Annotated in this window: 12 protein-coding genes; 5 read left to right on the forward strand and 7 right to left on the reverse strand. The window is 43.4% G+C overall.

From position 1 onward, the window contains the following. The coding region (locus B853_RS08520) for an IS4 family transposase (protein ID WP_128826857.1) at positions 1-818 on the forward strand (818 nt) is incomplete at its 5' end. Positions 819-912: 94 nt separating this feature from the next. Here the strand turns inward: B853_RS08520 and B853_RS08525 are convergent. Further along, entirely contained in the window at positions 913-2,208 is a 1,296-nt protein-coding gene (locus tag B853_RS08525) for an LssY C-terminal domain-containing protein (protein ID WP_038887285.1), read from the reverse strand. A gap of 15 nt (positions 2,209-2,223) precedes the next feature. Continuing rightward, positions 2,224-2,958, reverse strand: coding sequence for a glycosyltransferase family 2 protein (locus B853_RS08530; protein WP_038887286.1), 735 nt, complete (start codon positions 2,956-2,958; stop codon positions 2,224-2,226). A gap of 406 nt (positions 2,959-3,364) precedes the next feature. Here B853_RS08530 and rplY point away from each other — a divergent pair, with 406 nt between their 5' ends. Next, positions 3,365-3,643 carry a 50S ribosomal protein L25 gene (gene rplY / locus B853_RS08535; protein WP_010449038.1) on the forward strand — a complete coding sequence of 93 codons (279 nt, stop codon included), beginning with the start codon at positions 3,365-3,367 and terminating at the stop codon, positions 3,641-3,643. A gap of 218 nt (positions 3,644-3,861) precedes the next feature. On the opposite strand, the gene B853_RS08540 is transcribed toward rplY, so the two are convergent. Both B853_RS08540 and B853_RS08545 read right to left on the reverse strand, forming a co-directional pair. Further along, complete coding sequence (locus B853_RS08540) at positions 3,862-4,377, reverse strand: GNAT family N-acetyltransferase (RefSeq protein ID WP_038887291.1); 516 nt, start codon at positions 4,375-4,377, stop codon at positions 3,862-3,864. A 14-nt stretch (positions 4,378-4,391) separates the two neighbouring features. Next, on the reverse strand, positions 4,392-5,096 hold the full coding sequence (locus tag B853_RS08545; RefSeq protein WP_038887287.1) for a GNAT family N-acetyltransferase: 705 nt from the start codon (positions 5,094-5,096) through the stop codon (positions 4,392-4,394). A gap of 349 nt (positions 5,097-5,445) precedes the next feature. Here B853_RS08545 and ushA point away from each other — a divergent pair, with 349 nt between their 5' ends. Both ushA and B853_RS08555 read left to right on the forward strand, forming a co-directional pair. Continuing rightward, on the forward strand, positions 5,446-7,161 hold the full coding sequence (gene ushA, locus B853_RS08550; protein ID WP_038887288.1) for a bifunctional UDP-sugar hydrolase/5'-nucleotidase UshA: 1,716 nt from the start codon (positions 5,446-5,448) through the stop codon (positions 7,159-7,161). Between the two features lie 439 nt (positions 7,162-7,600). Continuing rightward, positions 7,601-7,822 carry a hypothetical protein gene (locus B853_RS08555; protein ID WP_010449052.1) on the forward strand — a complete coding sequence of 74 codons (222 nt, stop codon included), beginning with the start codon at positions 7,601-7,603 and terminating at the stop codon, positions 7,820-7,822. Between the two features lie 124 nt (positions 7,823-7,946). On the opposite strand, the gene B853_RS08560 is transcribed toward B853_RS08555, so the two are convergent. Next, positions 7,947-8,195, reverse strand: coding sequence for a DUF1289 domain-containing protein (locus B853_RS08560; RefSeq protein ID WP_081641255.1), 249 nt, complete (start codon positions 8,193-8,195; stop codon positions 7,947-7,949). A gap of 220 nt (positions 8,196-8,415) precedes the next feature. On the opposite strand from B853_RS08560, the gene B853_RS08565 reads away from it, so the two are divergent. Then, positions 8,416-8,862 carry an META domain-containing protein gene (locus B853_RS08565; protein WP_038887289.1) on the forward strand — a complete coding sequence of 149 codons (447 nt, stop codon included), beginning with the start codon at positions 8,416-8,418 and terminating at the stop codon, positions 8,860-8,862. A 78-nt stretch (positions 8,863-8,940) separates the two neighbouring features. Here the strand turns inward: B853_RS08565 and B853_RS08570 are convergent, their stop codons facing one another. Then, positions 8,941-10,431: a SulP family inorganic anion transporter gene (locus B853_RS08570; protein ID WP_038887290.1), complete on the reverse strand. Its 1,491-nt coding sequence runs from the start codon at positions 10,429-10,431 to the stop codon at positions 8,941-8,943. A gap of 355 nt (positions 10,432-10,786) precedes the next feature. Continuing rightward, a complete protein-coding gene (locus B853_RS08575; RefSeq protein WP_038886877.1) occupies positions 10,787-11,455 on the reverse strand; it encodes a hypothetical protein in 669 nt (222 codons plus the stop codon). Between the last annotated feature and the right edge of the window lie 343 nt (positions 11,456-11,798).

Genomic DNA, 11,798 nt, shown 5'->3' on the forward strand with positions numbered 1-11,798 from the left:
CTCTTCGTAGTCGTTTACTCCATGATGTTGCTTTTGGTCCTAGTTCAACAGGAGAAGTGAGTTACGCAAAACAGTTAATATCATCAACGATGCCTAACTCCCTGACGATCTTTGACAGATGTTATTTAAGTGCCGAGCTAATGATTAATTGGCAGCGTCAACACAACTCTAGTCACTGGATGACCCCAATAAAATCCAATACACAGTATGAAGTCATCAAGAAGCTAGACAAGGAAGGGCGTGATTTGATTGTCGAAATGGATGTCTCACAGCATGCACGCAAACAAGATCCAAGTCTCCCAGAGAAATGGCAAGCGAGATTAGCACTGTACCCTGAGCCAGAACAACCTAACCATATAAAAGGCGTACTAACTTCGCTAACCGATAGTCAATATGACCTTCAATCCCTACTGGATGTCTACTTCGAGCGTTGGGAAGTTGAGAACAGTTATGGAGAGATAAAACACGACATGCTGGAAGATGAACTTCTTCTTCGGAGCCAGTCAGTAGAGGGAATAGAGCAAGAGGTCTGGGGAATATTAATCGCTTATAACTTGGTTCGTGTAGAGATAAGCCGTATTGCTAAAGAAGCGAAGGTATCGCCTCTGCGGATAAGTTTTATGATGGCACTTCGAGATATTCAAGATGAACTTATGTGGTGTGCGATAGCATCGCCAGGCTCGATCCCTAAAAAATTGAGGGCGATGCGAGAGCGGGTGAAGCGTTACATTCTGCCAGAGCGAAAAAAACGGCCCAAATCAAGGACCGTTCGTATGAGTAAGACTCGCTATCCAGTTCGTTCCAAACACGTTAAGTGATAGGAGTTAGCGCTTAAGTCGCTTACATAAGCCACTCACAGTAACGCTTTAAAATGGCACTTATCGATTTATTCGCTAGGTGCCATTTTTGTATCTAGATTGAGCTCTGGCTACTTAAATTTAGAGCTAACGACGGCTCGCTAATCAACAACACGTTTCCATCAGAGTAATAGTCATGCTTACTGTCCATTGCAACAGGCTGTGCCAGCGAATATAACTCCCCCACTAACGCTAAATCACTCACTTCAATTTGATTCGCTAGACGGTCTCTTTCACTATCCACATTAGGGTCTATTCGATGCAACACCGTCACAATGCCTGAGTAATGCGCCAACTTGAGACCGTCATCGTAGCTAACCGCTCCAACCCAAATCGGCTGACCAGACTTTGATTCTAAACCTGCTTGCCACCAGCGGATATGAGAACGTTTTAGCAAACTTCCGGGCTCTTGGAATGCCATCGACTGTGGCTTGCCATTCCAAAACAGATCAGAAACGGGCGGCAGTTTCTGCTTCAACAAACTCACATAATCTGCTAGCTCGATGTCGTTTCTCGAGAAGGTTTTATTCTCTAGCCAGCCTAGCGCTTGCATTAGGCTTCTCGGGGATTCACCGACATACACCAAGTTCACTGCCTGAGCGTCAAACACATTCGAGCGCCCCGGATAAACCTTAAAGCCGATATCATCAAGTACTATCGATTGATTTTCAACAACGCCGTTTTGTTCAATATTGTCATCTGCTAGATAGAAAAAGTGTCCATAATTCGCAGCAACTAAACAGAACACTAAAGCTGTTAGGGATTTGGTCCATTTACGTGACCAGCTTTTCTTCCAAGCCACAAAGGCGAATACAGAAGCGATTAGCACTGAGGCGATAAGAAGCTTGTGTTCAAACAGGATGAACTTAATGGAATCAATTGAAATCCATGTGTTAAGACCCGCGGCAAGCAAATACCCTGCAACGGCAAACTGCCCAACACCGAGCACCAATCCAATTGATGAACAGACCGTAAAACGCTTCCAACTCACATTCACAGAACCCGCCATAAATGGCACGACCCAAGCAACAGGTCCGAGTAAGCGTGCAAAGATCAAAATGGCATTGCCGCGTTTTTTCATCAGCAAACGGCAACGGGCTATTGGGCGCTTCGTCTTGGCTTGCCACCGAATAAGCTTCCTCTGCGCTTTAGAGCCAGAACGTTTGCCAATAAAATAACTGAGTTGGTCGCCAATCCAACCGCCCAATAAAACGGCGATGACGCCCCAAATGACGCCTTGGTGTAATTGATAGCCCGCAGCGAGCAAAAACGGCTCGCCCGGGATAAAGAGGTTAGGTCCAATCGTCGCATCTAACAGAGCCCCGAAGAACAGGCTGATCGCTTCCAGCATGCAGCCCCCCGTCGATTATGAGTGTTGATCTTTATAGTGGCCGAATTTGTATTCCATTTCGTTATTACGCATCTCACCAAAGAAGAATCGACGCATATTAGCTTTGAAATAGGTCATGCCCATTTTAAAGAAACCGTCTTGATCAAGGCGGCGCGGATCGAATTCAAAAGTCATAGGTAAGAAGCGGAAACGCCATGTTTTTGAAGCTCGCTTTACATAATCGCAATCTTCACAAAGCGTGATGGACTCATCAAAGCCATTGATCTCATTATGCGCACGTTTTGTAGAGAAAATACATGCCCCTACTGCGGTTGGGAATGCGTATTGAGTAATAAACAAACCTGCGTTAAACAGGCCGTAGCCTAACTTATGTGCCATTGGCAGATCGTTTGATCCCATATAAACACCTGCTACTTCCAACTTCGCACCTTCCAATTTACCCATTGCTCGGCTCAGAAAATCGCTCGGTAAGCGCACGTCCGCATCTAAGAAAAGAATACGTTCATATTTTGCAAGTTCTGCTCCCGTGTTACGTCCTAAGCTGACACCACGCGTTTCCATATGATGAACAGTCAGTTCTGGTAGTGAGCCATCGTAAGCTTGCGCGACTTCTCTCGTCGAGTCTTCACTGTTCGAATCCACTACGATCACTTCAAATTTTTGGTGAGTTTGCTTGGTTAAATCTTCAAGTAGTCGACCAATACGTTTTTCTTCATTCAAGGTAATTACAACGATACTAACTGAATTCATAATGTGCTCCATTGAGGTTATCCGTTTATTTACGATGGAGAATAGAACCGAGTGACTTAACGGTTACTGAGGCCAACATTCATTTTGCGTTCATTTTGTTAACGAATGATTTCGTTCAGAAAGAGAATTGACTGCAAGAGGAATAAAACGTGCGAACAAAAAAAGCAAAATCGGTTAAAATCAGCGCAATGTGAGCAAACTTTTGCCCGAGCCGCAAAAACGACACTCTTCTGCAAGAAGAATTACTGGCTTTTTGGTGATTTAGGTACAATTTCGGTTGCTGAATTCAGAGCAGGATGATAGTATCCGCGCTCGCTTGAACAGTTCCTGTTTCAAGCTTTACCACGAACACAAGGTCGCATTGTGTCGTGAAGTTTTATTTTTTACTAATTTGAGAGTAAATACTATGAAATTCGAAGCAGTAGTACGTACTGAACTAGGTAAAGGTGCGAGCCGCCGCCTACGTCACGCTGGCAAATTCCCTGCAGTTGTATACGGCGGTGAAGAAGCAGCAGTTGCTATCGTTCTTAACCACGACGACATCGTTAACCAAATGGACAAGCCAGCGTTCTACGAAGGCATCGTTCTAGTTATCGACGGCGCTGAAGTTAAAGTTAAGCCACAAGACGTTCAACGTCACGCTTACAAGCCAAAAGTTGAGCACATGGACTTCATCCGTATCTAATTCCCTACCAAGGAATTAACGGATAAAATCCAAACCTTTTGCATAAAAGATTATCGGACTTACCAACCGAGACATCTAAAAAATTTCAAAACCCCGGAGACTTACCACCTCCGGGGTTTTACTATTTAGGGAAAAGTAAATTCTCTTCCTCTTTTCTCAATTTTGCCAGCAGCTTACTCTACCAAACGCTGCGCAGCACATCCTTCACCAGTAAGTTATCACGTTCGTGCTATATACTTCACTAACGTAACATCGTTGAGTGTCATCTCATCAATGACTTCCGCTTCCTCCTCTCCAGAACGTACAAAACCGCACTTCTTGTAGAAATTAAGCCCTTGCTTATTGCTGTCCAACGCCTTAAGACTGATTTGCATCACTGGCGTTGAGAGCAAGCGAGTTTCTAATTCATCGATCAGAGCACTACCAGCACCTTGCCCGAAGTATAAGGGAGATACATAGCAGCAAGTCACAATAGCCGTTTTATCTTCACTGGAGTGATTAGGCAGCTCATAACTCAAAAAGCCGACAATCTCCTTCTGCTTCTCTACAACAATGAGATGCGCCAGTTGCTCCGTCATAACCCGAGTCCACATTCGCTCTCTACGCTCTCGAGTAAATTGGTCGATGTAGCTTTGAGGCATTAACCCTTTGTAAGCGACTTGCCATGAATCGACGTGTATTTTGGCGATCTGACCCGCTTCATCTCTAATTGCATTTCTAACTGTATATTCCATTGCTTGACTTTCCATTACTCCGGAGTAAACACCCTTTGACGACTGTACGCTTCAAACCCAAAAGACTGGCAAAGCTTTATCGAAGGCGTATTTTCGATATTTACTCGATACCTGATTTTACGCTGCCTCAACTTCACTTCATTGATTAAATGACTGAGCAGGCGTTTTCCATACCCTTTTCCTCTTGCTTCAGGAGAAACCAATATGGATAAAGATTCAAACGGTTCTTTCCCTTTATAGCAATAAGAAGCCAACGCCGCGACCAGCTCATTTTTGTCAAATATGCCGTAAAAGAAATGGCTATCGAGGTCAAAGTCCGCTTTAAGGATATCTTCTTCGCTCATTCGGCTAACAAAAGATTCAAGTAATTCGAGATCAGATTCGATCGAGAGAGGAATTATCCCATCATCTTTATTATTACTATTATCATTAAATAAATAGTAGTCGACATCATCAAATTCACAGAACAATTGCTGATCATTGAGCTTTCTCTCCAGCTCATTTGGGTGAACATGTTTAATTGTTTCCCATAAACTTTCTGGGCAAGAAATATATGTGACGCTACCCGATTGGTATAGAAATACAGCGCAAAGTTCAGAGAACTTTTGCCAATAGTGCGGGTCATAAGAATAGCCGTTGTACAAATTGCCGCTCACATTGAACAGTCTTTGCCATGAGCAATCGATTTCCGCGGTAAGTGTGGTTGTTTTTTTGAGCATCCCTTCCTCTCAACACAGCGTACAGAAAAATCTTAACTATTTGTTTCATAGAGGGTAAGAAGACATTAATCTGATAAAATAATCACCAAAGTTTGCTTCATATCTCACCAAAATGCGTATTGATTCACATTAGAAAAATGAATTCAATTAAGTCACTCACAAAATAAAAACTTAAATTTAACTCCCAACCACAAAATACCATTTCTGTTTATTTGTAGACTTAGGTAGCAGCCTCGTTAATTCCTTTCGTCGACAGAAGTATAAATAAGACTCTGATCACTAAAGTTTAATATTTTTTCCGTATATTTCACGCCGTAACTAAATCAAAATCACACAGAAAGGATCCCCTATGAAGTTTTCCAAATCTCTTTTGGTGCTTTCAGTCGGCGCAGCACTAGCAGGATGTGGCTCAGACAGCGATAACTCTCCAGTTACTTGTGAAACAGCAGATTCATGTACTAAATTCACTGTTCTACACACTAACGACAACCACGGTCGTTTCTGGGAAAACAGTAAAGGTGAGTACGGCATGGCAGCACGTAAAACTCTTATCGAGTCAATTCGTGCCGAAGTTGCAGCTAATGGCGGTGAGTCAATCCTACTTTCAGGTGGTGACATCAACACTGGTGTTCCTGAGTCAGATATGCAAGACGCAGTGCCAGACTTCGTAGGTATGAACCTTCTTGGCTACGACGCAATGGCAGTAGGTAACCACGAGTTTGATAACTCTCTAGATGTCCTAGACATGCAAGCAGAACTTGCTGACTTCCCAATGCTAGCAGCAAACATCTATAAGAAAGATGCAGACGGTAAAGTAACGGGTGAACGTTACTTCGCTCCTTACAAAGTATTTACTATCAACGGCCTTAAAGTTGCAGTAATCGGTCTTACTACAAAAGATACTGCGAAGTTGGTTAACCCTGACAATGTAGAAAGCATTTACTTCGAAGACCCGCAAGTTGAAATCCAAAAAACACTTGCTGAAATCGAAGCTAACGAAAAAGTTGACCTAGTATTTGCGACTACGCACATGGGTCACTACCAAGACGGTAACCACGGTAGTGAAGCGGCGGGTGATGTAATGCTGGCACGCTCTCTTAAAGAAGGTGAGCTTGATGCAATCATCGGTGGTCACTCACAAAACCCTGTGTGTATGGAACCAGGCACTAACGAATACGCTGACTTTAAACCAGGCGACGATTGTGCACCAGACCAACAAAACGGCACTTACATCATGCAAGCGCATGAGTGGGGTAAATACGTCGGCCGTGCAGATTTTGAATACTACGACGGTAAACTGCACCTAGCTGATTACGCGCTAATTCCAGTAAACCTAAAAGCCAAAGATGAAAATGGTGATTACCAGTTCATCACTGAAGAAATCAAGCCTGACGCAACAGTTAAGTCAATTCTTCTTCCTTACCAACAGCAAGGCCAAGATCTTCTAGACGTTAAAGTGTCTGAAACTGACGGCAAGCTAGAAGGCGACCGTACTACAGTTCGCTCACAGCAAACTAACCTTGGTCACCTATTGGGTGAAGCGTACCGTACTTACAACCTAGTAAATGCAGACTTCGGTGTGATGAACTCAGGTGGCGTTCGTGATTCAATCCAAACGGGTGACATCACTTACCGCGACGTACTGACAGTACAGCCTTTCGGTAACTTTGTAACGAAAGCAACCATGACTGGTGCAGAAGTGAAAGAGTACCTAGACGTAGTAGCAACTAAGTCTGCAGGTTCTGGTGCATACGCTCAACTAGATAACATCAAGCTATCTGTTGATTGTGATGCTAGCGACGTAACAATCACTGACATCAACGGCAAAGGCTTCGATCTTGCAGCTACTTACACATTCTCTGTAATCAGCTTCAGCGCAGCAGGTGGTGATAACTACCCAATCATCGACGTTGAGTCTACACAGATGACTGACGCGTCTGTTCTGCGTGAGTTCTTTGTGAACAACCCTCAGATCTCAGCTGAAGACTTCAATAAAAACTTAGACAACATTCAGTACTTCAGTAACGGTCAAGCTGTTAAAGGCTGTCCATCTGCAAGCAACTAAACAAGCATAATTGCTTTAACTTGTTGTCGACGTCCACTCAGTTAGTTAACAACTGAAACAAAAGTCGTCAGACTGACCCTAAGATCAACCGGAGCCCTAAAGGCTCCGGTTTTTTATTAGCGCTAAATCTCTGATAAAACACCACCTTCACAAATCGTTCAAAAAATGTTCACTTGTGTTATTGACGCCTCTGTGTAGGACTTCTATGTTTGATAAGGTCTTTCAAATATGCAGATTCATTAACTGTGATTTATGACTCTTTTTGATTCACATAGCTAATGATTCTAAGAAAGATGCGAATGGCGTTACAAACACTGCTCTCAAACAATTTGTCTCTCAGACTTCAAACTAAAGCGATGGGCTTCTACGCTCCCGCAAATGAGCAGCCACCTGAACGCCAATGTGTTCAAACTGCTGCCATCGAGTTCTGGAGGTCAAAATGAAACGAGCCAGCAACAGCTATAGACTGCAATTAATTAAAGAAGTGGTCACTCGTAGAGAGCGCGAAGCGTGTACTGATCCTATGGCGAGATACATACATCAACTAATGGATGAATTGCCAACCAGTAAATTAGACGTGGAACAAAATCATCGCTTTGCAGGTAGTCACTTCGACGAACAAGCAGGAGGCTGGGTAAGCGACCAATGGTCATTGAAATAACGCCAAACGCTCGTATCTTTGGGCGAGAAGATGGATAGGAAGTTCCCGGCTCTTATGGATAAGAATTTCAGACTGGGCCGGGAATCGTTATGGAACGAGAACAATCAAAATAGAAATAAAAAAGCTAGAACAGATCTTGTTGTGGTGATGCATCATCGCGAGGCACTTCTTTTTTACCCTTCCCTGCTAACACCTTTCTTCTGTATCGTTGTCGACACAGCTTAATGACGTGCATCTGCTGCGCAGGAGTAAAGCTCAGCCAATTAAACCGCTCTTCTCTTTTACGCATGCATCCCTTGCAGTAACCTTTTTCGTCAGAAGTACAAACTCCGACACAAGGACTTGGGACGGTAAAAAACTCCAATTGCTCCATGCTCAACCCGTTCTTCCGCTCACTTATTTAAGTCCGATACGTTTATAATCAAATAACCATAAGAAATTTCGAAGTTTTCGGTGAATTTCAATACCGAGAATGGGATCTCTGTTATAAAATACGCCGTGTTTAAAAACATACGAAACCATAACCGTATGCTGACAAAAACAGTGTTTTATTACCTATACTTACCACGTTTTCTAAAAACGGAGTCAATAAAATGAAGCTTAGCCTAAAAACGTTAGTAGCAGCAATCTCACTTCCAGTTCTAATGACTGCATGCGCTAGCAATGGTGACAATGTGAAAGAAATTACGGCTCAAGATCTACAGCACCATAACTGGCAGTTGGTTCAAATCGATGGCAATAACATCGAACTGAAAGAGCGTCAAAAAGCACCTCGCCTAGAGATTGGCGAAAACCTGACGGCAAACGGCAACGCTGGTTGTAACAACTTCTTCGGTCAAGCTGAACTGAAAGACAACCAACTACGCATCGAAAAAATGGGTATGACCATGATGATGTGTATGGATGACCAAATGAAGATTGAAAAAGTAATGTCTGAAACGCTTTCTGATTGGAGCAACATTACTCTGACTAACGAAGGTCTAGTACTGAAAAACGCAGACCACGAACTAACGTTCGAATTGCGTGATTGGGTAAACTAATCCCATATTCGTTTCGAGGCAATCGGTCTCTGACAGAATAAGTCTCTAAAAAGCAGCCAATGGCTGCTTTTTTTGCTTCTAGTGTCCCATACCTTGTTTAGCAAGCTTTTCTGGATCGTCATAAACCGCGTGGCGATCAATCATATCCAACGTCGCTTCGTTCATTCCGGTCACAGCGACTATCGAGCCCCCTTTTCGGAACTTAAGAATCGCTTTATCCAATGCCGATATCGCTGTGATATCCCAAAAATGCGCATCGGATAAATCTATCGTGATGTATTTCGTCGCAGTATCAAAGTCAAACATATCGGTAAAGCTGTAAGCGGAAGCAAAAAAGATTTGCCCATGAACTTTGTGAATCGTATGGTCGTTATCGACAATGACTTCATCCGAAACCTTCATCAAGGTACGGCTTTGGTTCACATAGAAAACACACGCCAGCAGAACACCCACCAACACACCTATAGCAAGGTTGTGGGTGGCAACAACCGCAATCACAGTCGATAGCATGATAAGGTTTGTCGACAAGCTGTGTTTACGCATTTCTGCAATGGAGTGCCATGAGAAAGTGCTAATTGCTACCATGATCATCACGGCAACGAGTGCCGCCATTGGGATTTGCTTGAGGTAATCTCCCAAAAACACCACCATGATCAGCAAAAATACACCGGAGCAAAGCGTCGATAAACGTGTTCGACCGCCAGACTGGATATTGATCATCGACTGACCAATCATTGCGCACCCTGCCATACCACCAAACAGCGATGCGACCATATTCGCAATCCCCTGTCCTTTGCACTCGTCGTTTTTCTCACTCTCTGTATCCGTCAACTCATCGACGATAGATGCGGTCATTAATGATTCAAGTACACCAACAATTGCTAATGCTAACGAATAAGGGAAAATGATTTGTAGAGTTTCGAGGTTGAAAGGAATATCGGGAATCATGAACACAGGGAGCGCGCTGGGCAGTTCACCCATGTCGCCAACGGTGCGAATATCGATATCAAACATCAACGCAATCACCGTCACCGAGATAATGCACACCAATGGAGAAGGCAGCATTTTTCCGATTTTCGGCAGGTATGGGAACAAATAGATGATGGCTAAACCTAACGCGGTCAAAGCATAAACTGGCCAAGAAACGTCAGTCAGTTCAGGCAGTTGAGCCATAAAAATTAGAATTGCCAAAGCGTTAACGAACCCTGTCATAATCGACTTGGATACAAAACGCATTAAATCCCCTAGCCTCAAATAGCCGATTAACAGTTGCAGCACGCCAGCGAAAAACGATGCGGCAAGCAAGTATTGCAAACCATGATCTTTAACTAAGGTGGTCATCAATAACGCCATCGCTCCAGTTGCCGCGGAAATCATTCCGGACCTTGAGCCAGTAAACGCAATCACGACGCAGATGGAAAACGAGGCATACAATCCCACTTTAGGGTCGAGTCCTGCAATAATAGAGAATGCGATAGCTTCTGGAATGAGTGCCAGTGCTACAACAACTCCTGATAAACAATCTCCTTTAACATTGTTGAACCAAGTATCTTTTGTAAATTTAAACATAAATCTCTCATAAACGTATTGCCTTAATTGGTGCCTTGCGCACGGTGAAGGGAGTGATGCAAACGCATCTGAGAGATCGTTCTAGGGCGGACTAATGAGCAAAAAGCACCTTCCTTATTCATCAATTAAAAAGTCATAGTTTCCTCGAAATGAGTTTCCTCGATATGGACAGTCAAAAAACAAGACCGGCCTCATCAGAGGTGTGCTTTATATCACTTCAAAAATGTAATTTGTAATAAATTCTTACAAAAGTAGATAAATACACCTACAAACAACAATAAAAAAGCGCCTCTCAAAGGAAGCGCTTCATCATCAGTAACACTTTGTTATATCAAAGTTTATTTTCATTTGAGCATCAGAATGACTGCTGAGAATAAGACTCCCCGTCAAAACCACTCAATTGCTCATACGCTTTAGACAGAATTGCAATCCCGATAATGGTTACTACAAAGCTCAATAGACTCATTAAGAAAGGCAGTTGCAAAAACGCCAATGGCGACATAGCCAACCCGAACAGAAGCGGCACCAAAATAACCACGCTCATCATGTACCAGGTGTGGCCTTTGGTCAGATTCCATGCGTAAGGGAAAGAGACACCTTTACCGATCGCAATCGCTGGAAACACCAGTACTAGTCGACAGCAAATAACACCTAACACCAGCAACGCGATAGCAGCAAGTGCCACGTTAATCACAGCAAAGAGAGCTGCAACCGCGACAACTGCGACTGTCATTACCAAGTAGTGACCGATAAACCACATTTCGATCTTTCCAAAGGTGAAACGTCCCCACTGAGGTACCGATTGAGGGCCTTTCAAAATGATGCTGTGTACGTTTATTGCCACAATGGCAGACAGTAATGCCATCAAAATTTGCACTAAGACAGTAGCACCGTCACCTTCTGATGTATTTAAGAGAAGATCCAGAATAATTGAGAGGAGGATGGGTAACGCGGTTGCTTTTGCGATCGCTTGTTTATGAGTACTCAGAGAAGAAAAAGCGCTTTTAACGGTATCGACAAACATAGTTAAGTTCTAGGGTCTGTTGACCTTTTGCGGTTAAATTTTGTTCGAGATAAAAGCGTTTTAATCGCGGCGAGAGGCTTGTAGCCTAGTTATTCTAAGCAAAATCCTCTCAACAAAGAGTAAAACGCTTTTAGCCGAACCCTTCGGGCAGCGTTTGTGGTTCCTTTCTACTGCGTTATCGGCTTATCAGGTAGGGCAACTACATTTCAAAGCCTCTGCCTTGTATAAAGAACCCACAAACTGCTGCAAAAATCAGCTCAAAAGGTCAACAGACCCTAGCCAAGATTAAGGTTTATTCTGGTTGCTGATGTTATCTTCCTGATATCAATTGAGCAAACCTTTC

This window comes from Vibrio rotiferianus CAIM 577 = LMG 21460 (assembly GCF_002741985.1).
GTDB classification, from domain to species: Bacteria; Pseudomonadota; Gammaproteobacteria; order Enterobacterales; family Vibrionaceae; genus Vibrio; species Vibrio rotiferianus.